Here is an 18,081-nt window from a genome sequence, read left to right as displayed (position 1 = left end):
AACATTCCGGAACGATTCTCGATGAGCGCTCATAACGAAGAGGCCCCCGGATTGATAGAGGACCAATTCATGCAGGCAGAACCGATCGTGCTCGTGGCCGGCGCCGACGATGCCGGCCAGCGCATCGATCAGTGGCTGGCAGGCAGGCTCGGCCCGGAAATGTCGCGCAGCCGCGTGCAGATGCTGATCAGGCAGGGCGCGGTCTTGGTCGACGGCAAGGCCGTTGTCGAGACCAAGTGCAAGATGTCGCCGGGCGAAACTGTCTCGGTCGCCATGCCGGAGCCGGAACCGGCGGAGCCACAGGGGGAAAACATCGCCCTCGATATCCTCTATGAAGATGACGAACTGATCGTCATCAACAAACCCGCCGGGCTTGTCGTCCATCCCGGCGCCGGCAATTGGACCGGCACGCTGGTCAATGCGCTGATCCATCATTGCGGCGACAGCCTGTCCGGCATCGGCGGCGTGCGCCGGCCGGGCATCGTTCATCGCCTCGACAAGCAAACCAGCGGCGTCATGGTCGTGGCCAAGACCGACCGCGCCCACAAGGCGCTTTCGGAGGCCTTTGCCGATCACGGCCTGACAGGCGATCTCGAGCGCGCCTACCTGGCGCTGGTCTGGGGCATACCGCAGCGGCCGGCCGGAACGGTGGATGCCCCACTCGGCCGCGCCGCCGACCGTGTACGTCGCGCCGTAGTACCCGAAGGACGCGACGATGCCCGCCACGCCGTCACCCATTTTGCGGTGCAGGAGCGCTTCGGCGAAAACCAAAAGGAATTCGCAACCGCAAGTCTGGTTGAATGCCGGCTGGAGACCGGCCGCACCCATCAGATCCGCGTCCACATGGCCCATATCGGTCATCCGGTGCTCGGTGATCCCGATTACGGCCAAGCCTTTCGCACCAAGGCCAACCGGTTGCCCGAACCGCTGAGAAGCCAGGTCAAGGCCTTCTCCCGGCAAGCTTTGCACGCCTGGCTCCTTGAATTTCGCCATCCGACTACCCATCTATCGATGAGGTTCGAGGCACCGATACCGAGGGACATGGAGGAACTCGTCGGCGGCTTTCGCAGTCTCTGAATCCGCCGCCCGGCAAGCTTCAAATCAACCATCAAAAAACCTGACTGGCGTTGTTCACTTCAGCGTGACACACTGTTTCGTGTTGAACAAATGCCTGTCTTTTCTGGTTTTGTTCCTGTATATATCTGATGTCGCGAGCGAGCCTTTGGTGCTCGCGTCACATGCCCGCCGCGTTTCGGGGGCATCACTCCAATAGAGAGGGGGCGCTATCATGGCCCAGTCACTACCCAGTATCGTTTCCGGCGAAGGCGGCCTCAGCCGCTACCTGGAAGAGATCCGCCGCTTTCCGATGCTTCAGCCGCAGGAAGAGTACATGCTCGCCAAGCGTTATGCCGAGCATGAGGACACTTCCGCAGCGCACAAGCTCGTCACCAGCCATTTGCGGCTCGTCGCCAAGATCGCCATGGGCTATCGCGGCTACGGCCTGCCGATTGGCGAAGTGATCTCGGAAGGCAATGTCGGCCTGATGCAGGCCGTCAAGAAATTCGAGCCAGAGCGTGGCTTCCGCCTCGCGACCTACGCCATGTGGTGGATCAAGGCCTCGATCCAGGAATACATCCTGCGCTCGTGGAGCCTGGTCAAGATGGGCACGACCGCCAACCAGAAGCGTCTGTTCTTCAACCTGCGCAAGGTGAAGGGCAAGATCCAGGCGCTTGACGACGGCGACCTCAAGCCCGACCAGATCGCCGAAATCGCCACGAGGCTGAACGTCTCGGAAGCGGAAGTCGTGTCGATGAACCGCCGCCTGTCGGGCGACGCCTCACTCAACGCGCCGATCCGGGCGACGGAAGGCGAGTCCGGCGAATGGCAGGACTGGCTGGTCGACGACCACGAAAGCCAGGAAGAGATGCTGATCGAGCAGGACGAGCTGGAAAACCGGCGCGGCATGCTGTCGGGTGCTCTTGCGGTGCTCAACGAACGCGAACGGCGCATCTTCGAGGCGCGCCGCCTCGCTGATGAGCCGCTGACCCTGGAAGAACTGTCGGCTGAGTTCGACATCAGCCGCGAGCGCGTGCGCCAGATCGAAGTGCGCGCTTTCGAGAAGGTACAGGATGCGGTCAAGGCCGCCGCCAAGCGCCAGACCCAGGCGCTGCGTACCATCGAGGCGCAGCCGGCGGCTTAAAGCCGGCATCGGCAACAAGATAAAAAGGCGGCGTCAGGAGACTGGCGCCGCCTTTTTCGTATACCGCAGCGGGTGGCGTGATTGCTTCAAAGCCCATCCAGCGGAAATTTCAGATACCGTCGGCCATTGGCTTCCGGTTCCGGCAGGCGTCCGCCATTCATGTTGACCTGCAGCGCATGCAGGATCAGCCTCGGCATCGGCAATGTCCGGTCGCGCGCCTCGCGCAGGGCAACGAATTCGGCCTCGCCGCGCGCGGCGGCAAGATGTATGTTGTCGGCTTTCTGCGCGGCAACCGTGCTCTCCCACAACGCCTGGCGCCCGCCGGGCTGATAATCATGGCCGACAAAGACGCGCGTGTCCTCCGGCAGGGCCAGAATGCCCTGGATCGAGTGCCACAGGCGCGCGGCGCTGCCGCCGGGAAAATCCGTCCTTGCCGTGCCGCTGTCGGGCATGAACAGCGTGTCGTGAACAAAGGCTGCATCCCCGATCACATAGGTGATCGACGCCAGCGTGTGCCCGGGCGAGAAAAGCACCCTTGCTGGAAGCGTTCCCACCCGAAAAACCTCGCCGTCGCCGAACAGCCGGTCCCACTGCGAGCCGTCGGCGGGGAAATCCGGCCAGTTGTAGATCGCCTTCCACAATTTCTGGACCTCGACGATCCTCTCGCCGATCGCCGTCGGCGCCGCGGTCCTTTGCTTCAGGTACTGCGCGGCCGAGAAATGATCGGCATGCGGATGGGTGTCGAGAATCCATTCGACGCTCAGTCCCTCCGCCCTGACGAAATCCAGCAGCGCATCGGCATTGGCTGTCGAAACTGCGCCGGACTTCTCGTCGAAGTCGAGGACCGGATCGATTATGGCACACCGCTTCGTCACCCGGTCGGCGACGACATACTGGATGGCGCCGGTCGGCTTGTCGTGGAAACCGGTGACCTCAGGCTTTGCCGAACCTATGTCCAATCCGACGTCCCCTCCGTTAGCCAGACAGGAATGATTTTCTCTGCCAGAGCAACATAAGAGCATGCTTGTCTAGCGGGGCCCTGCCGTCAAGCACGCCTTGCCAGAAAAGCGACGGAAGTCGAAAAATGCCGGCCAGGCAACTGGAGCAATTCCAAGCGGTTCCCCGGAAAGCGCGTGGCGCTTTGCCCAAGGAATTGCGCAAAAACAAAGAGATGGTTCGCCGTTTCCGTGAACCGGAGAGCCGCTTTACGCGGAAGGCTGCTTGGTCTTCCTGAGATAGGGCAGGATGGTCTCGTAGGCGCCGAAGCGCTTAATGGCGTCCTCGTTGGAAACCGCCGCGGTGATGATGACGTCCTCGCCCTGCTTCCAGTTCGCCGGCGTCGCCACCTGGTGCTTGGCGGTCAGCTGCATGGAATCGACCGCGCGCAGGATCTCGTCGAAGTTGCGGCCCGTGGTCATCGGATAGGTCAGCACCAGCTTGATCTTCTTGTCGGGCCCGATGACATAGACCGAACGCACGGTGGCATTGTCGGCGGGCGTGCGGCCCTCCGACGTCTCGCCTGCACCAGCAGGCAGCATGTCGTAGAGCTTGGCGACCTTGAGATCCTTGTCGCCGATCAGCGGATAGTTCACCGAATGGCCGGTGGCCGTCTTGATGTCGTCCTGCCATTTGCCGTGGCTTTCGACCGGATCGACCGAAATGCCGATAATCTTGACGTTGCGCTTCTTGAACTCGCCCTCGAGTCCCGCCATCGTGCCCAACTCGGTCGTGCAGACGGGAGTGAAATTCTTTGGGTGGCTGAACAGCACCGCCCAGCCGTCACCGATCCACTGGTGAAAGCTGATCGGTCCTTGCGTGGTCTCGGCGGTGAAATCCGGGGCGATATCGTTGATGCGAAGGCTCATGGTGTTTCCCTACCCTTGAAATGTTGCCGGCAACGGCTGGCGAGCGCTCAAATCTTTTTAACACCTCGGCGGCAACCCACAAATGCCTAAAGCCACAGGCGCCCGTCGCGCCCGCGAAAAAATTTCTCTTCTTGCCGCCAAGTTCGGCAGGAATTTCCGAGGAGACCGCTTATGCCTTGTTGAGGGCCAGCGTCGCCGCAAGATCTTCCATGCGCTGCGCCAGCGCGCCAAGCGCGTTGGTCAGCACGCTGTCGCTCTTGTCGGCCTTGGTCAGCGCCTCGTCGCGGGTCTTGCGCAAGGTCAGCACTTCGCTTTCCATGCCCTTGACGCGCTTCTGCAGCTCCGAGAGTTCATCCATGACCATGATGCCGGCCATGACCGTCAGCCGCTGGTCGCCGATCTCGCCGAATGAATCCTTCAGATGCGAGACGTAGCGGTCGAAACGCTCGGCGAGATCGATCAGATGCTCTTCCTGGCCTTCGTCGCAGGCCATCCGATACTGCTTGCCGTCGATGGAAACCGTGACCTGTGCCATCAGCCTACCTATCCAACACAGCGCGGATGGTTTCCATGGCGGTCACCAGTCGTCGCGACACTTCCTTGTTGGCATCCTCCAGCCGCTCGGCGCGCGCCTCGGAACTGTCGAGCTCCTGCGCCAGCCGCGAGCGGTCGGCATTCATCCGCTGCACCTCGGCCTCGGCTTCCGAATAATCGCGCTCATGCTCGAGCTTGGCCGCGACGGCGTTTTCCAGGCCTTCCATGGCCTTGCCCAGCCTTGCGATGACTTCCTTGAGTGTCGTTTCCCCGGTCATGGCCTCGTCCTGTGCCCTGCCCATCACCGAATCGCTCGCGTTCAGAACGCGTTATCTCTGAAACATTAGGCACCGGGTGAAGGCGACGTCAACAAAGCTCTCGCGACTGTCCCCTGCTAACGCTAATATAGGCCTGCCCGCGGCATCACAAGGCCGGCAAATGCGCACCGGTTTGTTGACTAAAAGTGCGCGCCTGCTATGTGTCGCGCACGCTTTTCAAGGGCTCTCCCAAGGCCCCAAACCCCACCCCGGAGGAACCATGACGTCGCGTGAACAACATGACCGGATGGCCAATGCGATCCGCTTTCTCTCCATGGACGCGGTCGAGAAGGCGAACTCCGGCCATCCCGGCCTGCCCATGGGCTGCGCCGACATTGCCACGGTGCTGTTCACCCGTTTCCTGAAATTCGACGCCAAGGCGCCGCATTGGGCCGACCGCGACCGCTTCATCCTGTCGGCCGGCCACGGCTCGATGCTGCTCTACTCGCTGCTCTACCTGACCGGCTACGAAGACATGACGATCGACCAGATCAAGCACTTCCGCCAGTTGGGCTCGAAAACCGCCGGCCATCCCGAATATGGCCACGCCGCCGGCATCGAAACGACCACCGGCCCGCTCGGCCAGGGCCTTGCCAATTCTGTCGGGTTCGCGCTCGGCGAGCGCATCATGAACGCCGCCTTCGGCAACGACCTCGTCAGCCACTACACCTATGTGCTGGCCGGCGACGGCTGCCTGATGGAAGGTGTCTCCCAGGAGGCGATCGCGCTTGCCGGGCACCTCAAGCTCAACAAGCTGATCGTGTTCTGGGACAACAACAACATCTCGATCGACGGCCCGGTGTCGCTGGCTGACAATACCGACCAGGTCGCGCGCTTCCAGGCTTCCGGTTGGAACGCCAGCCACATCGACGGCACGGATCCGGAAGCCATCGCCTATGCGATCGAAGCCGCCCGCCATTCCGACAAGCCGACGATGATCGCCTGCAAGACGACCATCGGCTTCGGCGCCCCGACCAAGGCCGGCACCAACAAGGCGCACGGCTCGCCCCTCGGCGCCGACGAGATCGCCGGCGCGCGCAAGTTCTTCAACTGGGAGTCACCCCCCTTCGAGGTTCCAGCCGACATCCTCGATGCGTGGCGCACGGCCGGCACGGCCGGCGCCGAGGCGCGCGCCGACTGGGAAGGTCGCCTCGCCAAGGCCGACGCCAAGCTCAGGGCAGAGTTCGAGCGCCGCGTTGCCGGCAAGCTGCCGTCCAACTTCGACGCCGTCATTGCCGACTACAAAAAGAAGCTCTCCGCCGACAAGCCGAAGGTCGCCACTCGCAAATCTTCCGAAATGGCGCTGGAAGTCATCAACGGCGCCGTGCCCGAAACCATCGGCGGCTCAGCCGATCTCACCGGCTCCAACAACACCAAGACCAGCCAGACCAAGAACATCACGCCGGACGATTACGGCCAGCGATATGTTCACTACGGCATCCGCGAACACGGCATGGCTGCCGCCATCAACGGGCTGACGCTGCATGGCGGCCTGATCGCCTATGGCGGCACTTTCCTGTGCTTCTCAGACTATGCCCGCCCCTCGATGCGACTGGCCTCGCTGATGGGCATCCGCTCGATCTTCGTCATGACCCATGACTCCATCGGTCTCGGCGAAGACGGCCCGACCCATCAGCCGGTCGAGCATGTGGCGGCACTGCGCGCCATCCCCAACCACAACGTGTTCCGTCCGGCGGACGCGGTCGAGACCGCCGAATGCTGGCAGTTGGCCCTTGAATCGGAAAAGACGCCGTCAACGCTGGCGCTGACCCGACAGAACCTGCCGACCGTGCGCACCGAATTCACAGAGAAGAACCTGAGCAGCCAGGGCGCCTATGAGCTCGCCGCCGCCAGCGGCGAAGCCGCGGTGACGATCTTCGCCACGGGTTCGGAAGTCGAGATCGCGCTCGGCGCCCGCGACCTCCTGGAGAAGCACGGCCATCCGACCCGCGTCGTTTCGGTTCCTTGCTTCGAACTTTTCGATAAGCAGAGCGAGGACTACCGCCGCAAGACGATCGGCAATGCGAAGGTGAAGATGGCGATCGAAGCCGGCATCCGCCAGGGCTGGGATCACCTCATCGGCTCCGATGGCATCTTCATCGGCATGACCGGCTTCGGCGCCTCGGGAACGATCGAGCAGCTCTATCCGCATTTCGGCATCACCGCCGAGGCGGCCGCCAAGGCGGCGGAAGCCCGCCTGCATGGCAAGTAAGGCCGTGCTTGTTGCCCAAAAGTGTATCTCGATTTTGGGACAGCGACATGTATGAAACAAGAACGCTCGGCGAAACCGCGTACAGCGGTTCCGCCGGACTGGCCTGACCTAATCGATTTAAATCCACGTCGCCGCGGCTGGATTCTTTCCGCTTCCGCCGCTATGAAGCTGCGGACCAATCGTCTGCCCTCCAGCTCCCAAGGAGAGAAAAATGACCGTCAGAGTTGCCATCAACGGATTCGGCCGCATCGGCCGCAACATCCTGCGCGCCATCCATGAATCCGGCCGCAAGGACATCGACGTCGTCGCCGTCAACGACCTCGGCCCGGTTGAAACCAACGCCCACCTCCTGCGCTACGACAGCGTACACGGCCGCTTCCCGCACGAAGTATCGGTTTCCGGCGACCAGATCACCGTCGGCAAGGAGACGTTCAAGGTCACCGCGATCAAGGATCCGACCCAGCTGCCGTGGAAGGAGCTCGGCGTCGACATCGCGCTCGAATGCACCGGCATCTTCACCGCCCGCGACAAGGCAGCCGCACACCTGACCGCCGGCGCCAAGCGCGTCCTCGTTTCGGCGCCCGGTGAAGGCGCCGACCTCACCGTCGTCTACGGCATCAATCACGACAAGCTGACCAAGGACCACATCGTCATCTCGAACGCGTCCTGCACCACCAATTGCCTGGCGCCGCTGGCCGCAGTCCTGCACGAGACGGTCGGCATCGAAAAGGGCATGATGACGACGATCCATTCCTACACCGGCGACCAGCCGACGCTGGACACCATGCACAAGGATCTCTACCGCGCCCGCGCCGCGGCACTCTCGCAGATCCCGACCTCGACCGGTGCCGCCAAGGCCATCGGCCTGGTGCTGCCCGAGCTCAAGGGCAAGCTCGACGGCATCTCGATCCGCGTGCCGACGCCGAACGTCTCGCTCGTCGACTTCAAGTTCATCGCCAAGCGCTCGACGTCGGCGCAGGAGATCAACGAGGCGGTGATCGCCGCCTCCAATGGCAAGCTCAAGGGCATCCTGTCGGTTACCCATCATCCGAACGTGTCGATCGACTTCAACCACGACCCGCACTCCTCGATCGTGGCGCTCGACCAGACCAAGGTGATGGACGGCAACTTCGTTTCGGTGCTGTCGTGGTACGACAATGAATGGGGCTTCTCCAATCGCATGGGCGATACCGCGGTCGCCTTCGGCAAGACCATCGCCTGATCGCGGGCCCATCTTCCAGAGACTTGAAACGCCCGGTTTCGTCCGGGCGTTTTCGTCGGAGTGCTCGGCAACGCGTCGCTTCGCTCCTGCTAAGCCCAAGGACGACGAAGTTGTGGGGCTTCGGCCCAAAAAACCGCTCTCCCGCCTTGCGCCGGCCATGCCTTCGCCCCACTCTTCCTTGAATCGAGAGAAGAGGCAGGGGACAAGTCACGGATGGAGCATGCGATCTATCTCGTCACGCTGGTGGGCACCGCGCTTGTCGTCGTCGCCGCGTTTTCGAGCCTGATCGCCTTCCGCTTCGGCGCACCGCTGCTGCTTCTGTTTCTCTGCATCGGGCTCGCCACCGGGACCGATGGCCTCGGCATCGAGTTCGACAACGCCCGCATCGCCTATTTTGCCGGCTCACTGGCGCTGGCGGTGATCCTGTTCGATTCCGGCTTCGGCACGCCTCTCAATGCCTTGCGGCAGGCAGCCGGGCCGGCGCTGTCTCTGGCCACATTCGGCGTGATCCTCACCACTGGCCTGTTCGGCGCCGCCGCCTACTATATGCTCGATCTCACCTGGCTGGAATCCTTCCTGCTCGGTGCCGCCGTCGCCTCCACCGACGCGGCCGCCGTGTTCTTCCTTTTGCGCGCCGGCGAGATCAATCTGCGCGAGCGCGTGCGCTCCACGCTGGAGGTGGAGTCCGGCACCAACGATCCGATCGCCATCTTCCTGACCATCACCCTGGTCGAGATCATAGCCGCCCATGCCGACCCCGAGGCCAATGTCCTGGTCACCAACCTCGTCCTCGGCTTCCTCATCAACATGGGCCTGGGCGCCATTGTCGGCGTGCTGGGGGGCCTCGCCATCGTGCGCCTCGTCGACCGGCTCAATCTCGACCATGGCCTGCTGCCGATCTTCGTGCTGACCCTATCGCTGATGGTCTTCGCCGCCGCCGGCGCCATCGGCGGCTCCGGTTTCCTGGCGGTCTATCTTGCCGGTCTCATCGCGGGTAATTCCGACATCCGCGCCGTCACCATCCTCAAGCGCTTCCAGGACGGCATGTCCTGGCTGGCGCAGATCATCATGTTCCTGATCCTCGGCCTGTTCGCGACGCCCTCGCAATTCCCGGCGATCATGGTGCCGGCGGTGCTGCTCGGCCTGTTCCTGATGTTCGTCGCCCGGCCGATCGCGGTCTGGCTTTGCCTGGTCCCGTTTCGTCTGCCGCGCCCCGAAGTCGCCTTCGTTTCCTGGGTCGGCCTGCGCGGCGCCGTCTCGATCCTGCTTGCCATCACTCCCTTGCTCGGCGGGCTGGAGAATGGCCGCACCATCTTCAACGCCGCCTTCATCATCGTCCTGGTGTCGCTCGTCATCCAGGGCTGGACCGTTGGTCCGCTGGCGCGCCGTCTCGGCCTGATCGTGCCGGCGCGGCTCGGACCTCTGGACAAGGTCGAGCTCGAACTGCCGGGCTCGGCCCATCACGAGCTCCTCGCCTACCGCGTCGCGCCGGGCAGCCCGGTGGCGCGCGGCGAGCGCATCCCTCGCTGGGCGCGGCCCTCGCTGGTGTTGCGCGACGGACGCTCGATGCGTTTCCAGGACATGGGCAGGCTTGCCGCCGGCGACCAGGTCTACATCTTCGTGCCGGACCGCTATCCACGCCTGCTCGACAAGCTGTTCGCCAGCCGCGCCGTCGTCGACCCCGAGGACGCCGATTTCTTCGGCGCCTTCGCCGTCGATCCGGCGCGTTCCGCTGCCGAACTGGAAGCCGCATACGCGCCGGGCCTGAGCGAGGCGGAACAGAAGCTCACCGTCGGCGCCCTGGTCACGGCGCGGCTCGGCGGCCATGCCGAATATGCTGACCGCGTGCTGATCGGCCCGATCGAGCTGATCGTGCGCGATGTCGATGACAAAGGCAGGATCACAGGCCTGGGCCTCTCCTTCGAACCGACCGCGCCCGTTGCGCGGGTACCGGTCTTCCTCAGCGCCGGCGAGATCGCCGACCGGATCAAGGCCTTCGTCCAGACCTGGCGCAAGCCGGTGGAACCACCGATCGCAGAGGCACACGCGGACGAGAAAACCGAGCCGGCGGTGGAAAAGGCGACGACCGAAAGCTGACACGGCGATCCTTTGCGCCCCCCTCATCCGCCTGCCCTGACGCTTCGCGACGTCGACGCCCTCGCCTTCGCCTTCGCCTTGAAAATTTCGCGCCCTCCCCAGCCAAGTCTTGCATCGTCGTCGGTGCGGGGTATGGTCCCGGCGATTTCTCAGCGAAAGGAACCAGCATGGCCAGCTTCAAGACACTGGACGATATCGGCAACATCAATGGCAAGCGCGTGCTGGTGCGCGTCGACCTCAACGTTCCCGTCGCTGACGGCAAGGTCACCGACACGACCCGCATCGAACGCATCGCGCCGACCATCGCTGAATTGTCAGGCAAGGGCGCCAAGGTCATCCTGCTCGCCCATTTCGGCCGGCCCAAGGACGGTCCCTCGCCGGAATTCTCGCTGGAGCCGATCGCCAGGGCGACGGCCGAGGTGCTTGGCCGTCCCGTGGGCTTTGCCGGCGACTGCGTCGGCGACACGGCGGGAAGTGCGGTCGCCGCCATGAACAAGGGCGACGTGCTGCTGCTCGAGAACACCCGCTTCTACAAGGCCGAGGAGAAGAACGACCCGGCCTTCACCGAACGGCTCGCCGCCAATGGCGATATCTTCGTCAACGACGCCTTCTCCGCTGCCCACCGGGCGCATTCCTCGACCGAGGGACTGGCGCATCTGTTGCCAGCCTTTGCCGGCCGCACCATGCAAGCCGAACTGGAAGCGCTGGAGAAGGGCCTTGGAAATCCTGTTCGCCCGGTGGTCGCCATCGTCGGCGGCGCCAAGGTCTCGACCAAGATCGACCTGCTGATGAACCTGGTCAAGAAAGTCGACGCGCTGGTCATCGGCGGCGGCATGGCCAACACCTTTCTCGCCGCACGCGGCACCGATGTCGGCAAGTCGCTGTGCGAGCACGACCTCGCCGCTACCGCCAAGCAGATCATGATCGAGGCGGCCGAGGCCGGCTGCGCCATCATCCTGCCCGTCGACGGCGTCGTGGCGAAGGAATTCAAGGCGGGTGCGGCCAGCGAAACCGTGGCCATCGCCGACGTGCCTGCGGATGGCATGATCCTCGATGTCGGCGAAAAGACCGTGAGGGCCGTTGCCGACTGGATCGACCGCGCCGCGACCTTGGTCTGGAACGGGCCGCTCGGCGCGTTCGAGATCGAACCCTTCGATCGCGCGACGATGGCGGCAGCCAGGCATGCGGCGGCGCGCACCCAGACCGGCAAGCTGGTTTCGGTGGCCGGTGGCGGCGATACCGTGGCGGCGCTCAACCAGGCCGGGGTTGCCGACGATTTCACCTATGTCTCGACTGCCGGCGGCGCCTTCCTCGAATGGATGGAAGGCAAGTCGCTGCCGGGCGTCGACGTGCTCAAGCGTTGAGACGATCAACTCGAGGCGAGCGCGCGGCGTTGCCGGGAGTTTCGATCGATTGGAGCTTTCCGGCGTCATTCCTTTGGCGGTAGTGTTCTGTCAGGCGCAGAACAACACCGTCAAGGAGAAGCACGATGAGCGAACGTCTTGAAGACATTGCCGCCGCGATGGTGGCCAACGGCAAGGGCCTGCTGGCCGCCGACGAAAGCTCGGGAACCATCAAGAAGCGCTTCGACGTCATCGGCGTCGAATCGACCGCGGACAGCCGGCGCGACTACCGCGAGATGATGTTCCGCACTAGCGATGCCATGACCAGGTATATTTCCGGCGTCATCCTTTACGACGAGACCATTCGGCAGAAAGCGGCCGATGGCACGCCGCTGGTCGATATCATCAAGGCTTCAGGCGCCATCCCCGGAATCAAGGTCGATGCCGGCGCCAAGCCCCTGGCCGGCTTTCCCGGCGACACGGTCACCGAGGGCCTCGACGGCCTGCGCGAGCGGCTCGCCGACTATTACAAGCTCGGCGCCCGCTTCGCCAAATGGCGTGCCGTGATCGACATCGACAAGGCCAAGGGCGTGCCGTCGGTCACCTCGATCAGCGCGAACACCCATGCGCTCGCCCGCTATGCGGCCCTTTGCCAGGAAGCCGGCATCGTGCCGATCGTGGAGCCGGAAGTGCTGATGGACGGCGCCCACGACATCGACACGTGCTATGAAATCTCGAGGGCGACGCTGACGAAGCTCTACGACGAGCTCTACGCGGCCCGGGTGGTGCTCGAGGGCACGATCCTGAAGCCCAACATGGTGCTGGCGGGCAGGAAGTCGGGCGCGGTGAGCAGCCCTGAAGAGGTCGCGCAAAAGACCATAAAACTGTTCCGTGAGGCCGTGCCGGCGGCGGTGCCGGGCATCGCCTTCCTCTCCGGCGGCCAGGAGGACGAGGAAGCGACCGCCAACCTCAACGCCATCAACGCCATCGGCCCGCAGCCGTGGAAGCTGACCTTCTCCTATGGCCGCGCCCTGCAGGCTGCCCCGCAGAAGGCCTGGAGCGGCAAGGCATCCAATGTTGCCGCGGGTCAGGCCGCCTTCACCCACCGTGCCCACATGAACCATCTGGCGGCGCTTGGACAATGGAAGCCGAGCCTGGAGCAGGCTGCCTGACTACGGTTTTCCGTCTCTATCGGACCCGGGCCATGCGCCCGGGTTTTGCTGCGCTTCGCCGGACTTGGGATGAAGCGCCTCCATCCCTATTTCTCTCCAGCGCAGCCGGCGCGATGTCGGCTCATGCCCGTCCCGAACGTCCTTGGGATGAAGCCAGGGAGAGGTTCATGCATCGCAACAAGGTCGTTTCACGCGAGGATTGGTTCCGGGCACACAAAGCGCATCTGGCGCGCGAGAAGGAATTGACGCGATTTCGCGAGCGCATCGCGGCGGAACGGCGCGAATTGCCCTGGCTGAAGGTGAGAAAGGACTACGTCTTCGAAACCGAGCAGGGTCCAAGATGCCTGGCCGAACTGTTCGCCGGCCGCAGCCAGCTGATCGTCTATCATTTCGTGTTCGGGTCCGGCTCGACCCATCATTGCGAAGGCTGTGCGTTCGTCGCCGACCACATGGACGGTGCCAATCAGCATCTGAGACACCATGACGTGTCACTTGTCGCGGTGTCACGCGCGCCGCTCGCCGAGCTGCTGCCCTACCGAGAGCGCATGGGTTGGAGATTCGACTGGGTCTCATCCTATGCCTCGGACTTCAACTTCGACATGCAGGTGTCGTTCACCGACAAGCAGATCGCATCCGGTGAAGCGATCTACAACTTCGAGACGCCCGTTCTGAAATCGAAAGACCTGCCGGGCACCACCGTGTTCTACCGGGACGAGACCGGCGACATCTTCCTGACCTTCATGTCGCGCGCCCGCGGCAGCGAACAGCTGATCGGCGCCTATCAATATCTCGACCTTGCGCCGAAAGGCCGCGACGAGACCGGGCCTTATAGGACCTTGATGGACTGGGTGCGGCTGCATGACCAGTATGGAAACAGGTCGCAAGCGGACAGGGCTTAGGCATTCAGCGATCCCATCGAACATTGGACGCTTGAAGGCGTCCGCCACCGGTGCAAGGATCGTTCACCTCCGGCGAAACATGCGTTAAATGCTGCTCGATGCGACGCTTTCCGGCTCTCCTCACTTGGCTCGCCTTTCCTGTCTATGTCTGGCAGGGGCTTGGCGTGCGCCGACGCACCTCGCGCATGCTGCCCGCGCAAGGCCCGGTCATGCATGAGATAGCCGGCCGGAAGCCGGCGGTTTGGCTGCTGGTGCTGGGCGATTCCTCCGCCGCCTCGGTCGGCATCGAAAAATCCGAGAATGGCCTGGCCGCGCAGCTGGCCGTCCTGATCTCGCAGCGAACCGGCCGCGCCGTGCGCTGGCGCGCCGCCGGGTTCAATTCGGCGACGTCGGGGCAGATCCGCGACCACGTCCTGCCCAATCTCTCGGCCGATCCGTGGACGCATATCGTGCTCGCCATTGGCACCAACGACACCAAGAATTTCCACTCCGTGCCCCGCTTCAAGAGGGCGTTCGGCGGTCTGCTCTACGCCCTGCGCGCCAAATGGCCTGAGGCCCGCGTGGTGTGGTCTCCTGTGCTGGAGTTCACGCAAGCGCCAGCCATGCCGCCGCTGCTCGGCAAGATCCTGGAAATTCGCGCCGGTGAGATGAACCGGATGGGCAAACGTCTTTGCCTCGAACGCGGTGCGGTGCCGGCGCCGCGCTTGCCGATCACCAATCCCGAAGCCGGCTTCGCCTCGGACGGATTTCATGCATCGGAAGCCGGTTACCGGGCCTGGGCCGAGCACCTCGTCGGCTGCGTGATCGAAGAGTGATTGCCGCCGGCTCGTGCCGGCCCGATATTCCATCCTGCGCATTCCAGGCGGGAAACCGCCAGACACCTTCCTGGAACTGCGCTACGTCCAATGTCCAAGCACGGCCGTTATCGAAATGGCCGCCATGGCCAGGAGCGCCAGCTTCCAGAAGTCGCTGCGCCGTTTCAGCCCCGGCCAGCCGAGCGGCTTGATCAACTGGATGACCATGATGCCAAGGATGACGAGGGCGAGGAGTTTCGACATGCCGCCTTTGACCAGCATCGCGGTCGGCTGTCAAAGCGCGTCGTTCGTCGCTCGAAAAAAATAGGCGCCGCGATCCGGACTGGAACGCGGCGCCAGCCTTTGATCGGAGAACGATCTACTTCAGCGGCTTGAGGCCGGCCTCGATCGAAGCGCGCTTCGATTCCAGGAATGGCGGCAGGGCCAACTTTTCGCCCAGCGTCTCCAGCGGTTCGTCGGCGGTGAACCCCGGCCCGTCAGTGGCGATCTCGAACAGGATGCCATTCGGCTCGCGGAAATAGAGGGAGCGGAAATAATAGCGCTCGACCTCGCCGCTCGACGGCAGACGGAATTCGGCGAGCCGCGCCGTCCATTGATGCAGCGTCTCCTGGTCCGGCGCCCTGAAGGCGACGTGATGAACCGCACCGGCACCTTGCCTTGCCGGCGCCAGTCCCGGCTGCACCAGGACGTGCAATTCCGCCGCCGGCCCACCCTCGCCCATTTCAAAGACCTGAACCTGGCCCTCCGGCGAGGCATAGTCTCGGACCTTGCGCATGTTCATCACTTGCGTCACCACTGCTTCGGTATTGGTGAGGTCGGGAACGCTGATGACGATCGGCCCGAGCCCGCGGATCTGGTGTTCGACCGGCACGCGGCTTTGCGCCCAGGGGCGGCTGTCGCCCTTGCCGTCATCGCTGACGAGGCGCAGACGCTGGCCCTCGGGGTCCTCGAAATCCAGGCTGGCGTAGCCACCGATGTCGGCAATCTCACTCGTGACGATATTTTCGTCAGTCAAGTGTTGCTTCCACCAGGCAAGGCTGTCCTGGCCACCAACCCTGAGGCTGGTCCGGACAATGCTGTGGGTGCCGCGTCGCTCGCGGCCGACCGGCCAGTCGAAGAAAGTAAGGTCGGTGCCCGGCGTCGCTTCGCCATCGGTATAGAAGAGGTGGTAGGCTGAGGTATCGTCCTGGTTCACCGTCTTCTTGACCAGCCGCAAGCCCAGCACCCTTGTATAGAAATGAAGATTTCCACGCACATTGGCGGTGATGGCGGTCAGATGGTGAATTCCTGTCAGTTGAAGGCTCATGGTCGTCTCCCTGTTTTTGGGGAAGAATTTTCTCCTTCCATATCAGAACTTCGGATCCCTGGCTGGAGACCACGTATCCTGACAGTCCGTCGCCAAAGGCTGAACAATGGATCATGACCAGGCATTGCAGTAGTGAACAATCTCGGCCTTCTAAACCTGCTTCGGGCCGCGGTCTGATGCAGTGAAAACGATACCTTCACAGGGATAACCCACCGATCGCAACTATTATCCAAGCCCTGCCATCCTCCTGACAGACTGCTGTCAGGAGGGGTGTGCGATACTGTCTTCATTCACAGAGAGGAGACTAGCCATGACCGGTTCCACCATTCTGCGCGGCATGCAGCACTATGTCGGCAAGATTCGTACGATGCGCAACGAGATCCGCACCCAGCGGTTCATCAACTCGCTGCCGGCGGACATTCGCAAGGATATCGGCTGGCCGGACATGTATGCCGAACGTCGCCTTCGCGACAATTGAGACGAATTTTTCGGCAAAGCGGTTGGATGTAGGCGCCCCAACGCCCAGATGATAAGTCCGGCACGCGAGGGACGGAGCGAGCGTATGCCCAAGCAGAAGACAATTGGCCTTCTTTTCATAGACGGCTTCGCCGACTGGGAATATGGCCTGCTGGCCGCCTCGGCGGTCGAATGGTTCGGCGCCCGCGCGGTTTCGCTGACACCCGATGGCAGGCCGGTGAGCGGGATCAGCGGTTTCCGGCTGACGCCCGACCGCTCGGCCGGCGCCGATGAAAATGCCGATCTCGATGCCATCGCCGTCATTGGCTCCGACCGATGGGCGGGCGAGGCGCCGCCCGAGGTGGCGGAATTGCTCAGGGACGTTGCGATGCGGGATGGTGTCGTCGGCGGTATCTGCGCCGGAACGCTGGCGCTGGCCCGAGCCGGCATGTTCGAGAAGGCGAGGCACACCAGCAATGGCCGTGACTGGATCAATCGCCACATTGCTGGCTATGCTGGCGATCACAATTATCAGGACGTGCCGCATGCCGTGTCCGATGGCAAGATCGTTTCCGCGCCAGGTTCGGCGCCCGGCACCTTCGCGCTGGCTTTCCTGAAGACGCTCTATCCTGAACGAAACGGCGAACTTGCCGAGATGCGGACGCTGTTCGCCAGGGAGTATGCTGAACCTTCCTGACAGAATGGTGTCAGGAGCGCCATGCCATAGATGCGAGCGGTGAACAGGACGAGCGATGAAGAGCTGGACCGACAGATTGAACACGCCGGGGGTCAACGGCATCAGACCGGCCCCGCGCACGGTGGCAGATGGAGTCGAAGACCAGACGACGCTGGTGCCGACGGCGCAACAGGTCGACGAATTCATCCGCTCGATTCCCGAAGGCGTCGAGATGGACGTTCGCGTGCTGCGCACGGCGCTTCCCTTTGAACGTGGCGCCGAAGTGACATGCCCGGTCGCGATCGGCTATCATCGGCGTACCGTTGCCGAAGCAGCCATTGAGTATCTCGGGCGCGGCATGACGCTGAGCGATGTCGCGCCTTTCTGGCGCGAGCTCGATGCCAATGACGCCGACAACGAGGAAATTGTCCTTCGGCGCGGAATTTGTGGCCGCGCAGCGCAAGTGCGAAGGCTTGAAACCATGATGCATGCCGCCGAGTGTTCTGCGGTTTCGGAATAAAGGCATGCGCAAGAACACGATGCATGCAGCCCAACCGGTTTTGGGCGACATGCATAGGAACAACATCGAGGGACCATACGATGCGACGCGCCGACAGGCTCTTCCAGATCGTGCAGCATTTGCGCGGTGGCCGTCTGGTCACCGCGCAGAAGCTTGGCACATGGCTCGAGGTTTCCGAGCGAACCATCTATCGCGACATAGCCGACCTTCAGTCGACCGGAGTGCCGATCGATGGGGAAGCGGGCGTCGGCTACATGATGAGGGAGGGTTTCGACCTTCCACCGCTGATGTTCACGCGTGACGAGATCGTGGCGCTGGTCGCCGGCGCCCGCATGGTGCGTGCCTTTGGCGGTGCGGCCATGGCCCGGGCCGCTGATGAGGCTTTGGTCAAGATCGGCGCGGTGCTGCCCGATGCCGAAAAGGACCGTATCGCTCGCACCGAGATCC

19 protein-coding genes are annotated in these 18,081 nt (G+C 63.2%); 13 read left to right on the top strand and 6 right to left on the bottom strand.

The window, feature by feature from the left end:
- The first annotated feature begins 21 nt into the window (after positions 1–21).
- Together FJ940_RS25770 and rpoH are read left to right on the top strand one after the other, a co-directional pair.
- Entirely contained in the window at positions 22–1,077 is a 1,056-nt protein-coding gene (locus tag FJ940_RS25770; RefSeq protein ID WP_140517878.1) for an RluA family pseudouridine synthase, read from the top strand.
- 211 nt (positions 1,078–1,288) lie between these two features.
- The gene (gene rpoH, locus FJ940_RS25765) at positions 1,289–2,200 is read left to right on the top strand and encodes an RNA polymerase sigma factor RpoH (RefSeq protein ID WP_027023478.1); all 912 of its coding nucleotides are present in this window, start codon (positions 1,289–1,291) and stop codon (positions 2,198–2,200) included.
- Positions 2,201–2,286: 86 nt separating this feature from the next.
- Here the strand turns inward: rpoH and FJ940_RS25760 are convergent, their stop codons facing one another.
- From FJ940_RS25760 to FJ940_RS25745, 4 genes are all read right to left on the bottom strand, one after another.
- Complete coding sequence (locus FJ940_RS25760) at positions 2,287–3,159, bottom strand: MBL fold metallo-hydrolase (RefSeq protein WP_140500555.1); 873 nt, start codon at positions 3,157–3,159, stop codon at positions 2,287–2,289.
- A 246-nt stretch (positions 3,160–3,405) separates the two neighbouring features.
- Positions 3,406–4,065, bottom strand: a complete 660-nt coding sequence (locus FJ940_RS25755; protein WP_140500553.1) for a peroxiredoxin — start codon at positions 4,063–4,065, stop codon at positions 3,406–3,408.
- A 169-nt stretch (positions 4,066–4,234) separates the two neighbouring features.
- Positions 4,235–4,600 (bottom strand): cell division protein ZapA, encoded by a 366-nt coding sequence (locus tag FJ940_RS25750; protein ID WP_140658294.1) that lies wholly within the window; start codon positions 4,598–4,600, stop codon positions 4,235–4,237.
- A gap of 4 nt (positions 4,601–4,604) precedes the next feature.
- Entirely contained in the window at positions 4,605–4,877 is a 273-nt protein-coding gene (locus tag FJ940_RS25745; protein WP_140500550.1) for a DUF4164 domain-containing protein, read from the bottom strand.
- A 259-nt stretch (positions 4,878–5,136) separates the two neighbouring features.
- Between FJ940_RS25745 and tkt the strand changes: the two genes are divergently transcribed.
- From tkt to FJ940_RS25710, 7 genes are all read left to right on the top strand, one after another.
- Positions 5,137–7,128: a transketolase gene (gene tkt, locus FJ940_RS25740; protein WP_140525465.1), complete on the top strand. Its 1,992-nt coding sequence runs from the start codon at positions 5,137–5,139 to the stop codon at positions 7,126–7,128.
- 211 nt (positions 7,129–7,339) lie between these two features.
- On the top strand, positions 7,340–8,350 hold the full coding sequence (gap, locus tag FJ940_RS25735; protein WP_140561556.1) for a type I glyceraldehyde-3-phosphate dehydrogenase: 1,011 nt from the start codon (positions 7,340–7,342) through the stop codon (positions 8,348–8,350).
- A gap of 213 nt (positions 8,351–8,563) precedes the next feature.
- Positions 8,564–10,447, top strand: coding sequence for a potassium/proton antiporter (locus tag FJ940_RS25730; protein ID WP_140658292.1), 1,884 nt, complete (start codon positions 8,564–8,566; stop codon positions 10,445–10,447).
- Between the two features lie 167 nt (positions 10,448–10,614).
- Complete coding sequence (locus FJ940_RS25725; protein ID WP_140658290.1) at positions 10,615–11,811, top strand: phosphoglycerate kinase; 1,197 nt, start codon at positions 10,615–10,617, stop codon at positions 11,809–11,811.
- A gap of 125 nt (positions 11,812–11,936) precedes the next feature.
- Entirely contained in the window at positions 11,937–12,962 is a 1,026-nt protein-coding gene (locus tag FJ940_RS25720) for a class I fructose-bisphosphate aldolase (protein ID WP_140658288.1), read from the top strand.
- 167 nt (positions 12,963–13,129) lie between these two features.
- A complete protein-coding gene (locus FJ940_RS25715) occupies positions 13,130–13,861 on the top strand; it encodes a thioredoxin family protein (RefSeq protein ID WP_140658286.1) in 732 nt (243 codons plus the stop codon).
- A gap of 98 nt (positions 13,862–13,959) precedes the next feature.
- Complete coding sequence (locus tag FJ940_RS25710; protein ID WP_140584726.1) at positions 13,960–14,676, top strand: SGNH/GDSL hydrolase family protein; 717 nt, start codon at positions 13,960–13,962, stop codon at positions 14,674–14,676.
- A gap of 81 nt (positions 14,677–14,757) precedes the next feature.
- Here the strand turns inward: FJ940_RS25710 and FJ940_RS25705 are convergent, their stop codons facing one another.
- Both FJ940_RS25705 and FJ940_RS25700 read right to left on the bottom strand, forming a co-directional pair.
- Entirely contained in the window at positions 14,758–14,937 is a 180-nt protein-coding gene (locus FJ940_RS25705; protein WP_181165425.1) for a hypothetical protein, read from the bottom strand.
- A 97-nt stretch (positions 14,938–15,034) separates the two neighbouring features.
- Complete coding sequence (locus FJ940_RS25700; protein WP_140658284.1) at positions 15,035–15,982, bottom strand: ring-cleaving dioxygenase; 948 nt, start codon at positions 15,980–15,982, stop codon at positions 15,035–15,037.
- Positions 15,983–16,292: 310 nt separating this feature from the next.
- Between FJ940_RS25700 and FJ940_RS25695 the strand changes: the two genes are divergently transcribed.
- The 4 genes from FJ940_RS25695 to FJ940_RS25680 all read left to right on the top strand — a co-directional run.
- Positions 16,293–16,460 carry a hypothetical protein gene (locus FJ940_RS25695; protein WP_140500534.1) on the top strand — a complete coding sequence of 56 codons (168 nt, stop codon included), beginning with the start codon at positions 16,293–16,295 and terminating at the stop codon, positions 16,458–16,460.
- A gap of 84 nt (positions 16,461–16,544) precedes the next feature.
- A complete protein-coding gene (locus tag FJ940_RS25690) occupies positions 16,545–17,135 on the top strand; it encodes a DJ-1/PfpI family protein (protein ID WP_140517872.1) in 591 nt (196 codons plus the stop codon).
- Between the two features lie 55 nt (positions 17,136–17,190).
- The gene (locus tag FJ940_RS25685) at positions 17,191–17,634 is read left to right on the top strand and encodes a hypothetical protein (RefSeq protein WP_224655904.1); all 444 of its coding nucleotides are present in this window, start codon (positions 17,191–17,193) and stop codon (positions 17,632–17,634) included.
- An 80-nt stretch (positions 17,635–17,714) separates the two neighbouring features.
- Positions 17,715–18,081: HTH domain-containing protein (locus tag FJ940_RS25680; protein ID WP_140567450.1), on the top strand; the 367-nt coding region annotated here is incomplete at its 3' end.

This window comes from Mesorhizobium sp. B2-3-7 (assembly GCF_006442695.1).
In the GTDB taxonomy this organism is placed as follows: Bacteria; Pseudomonadota; Alphaproteobacteria; order Rhizobiales; family Rhizobiaceae; genus Mesorhizobium.
Note: the sequence above shows the minus strand (reverse complement) of the source record. Positions and strands in the feature narration are given on the sequence as shown.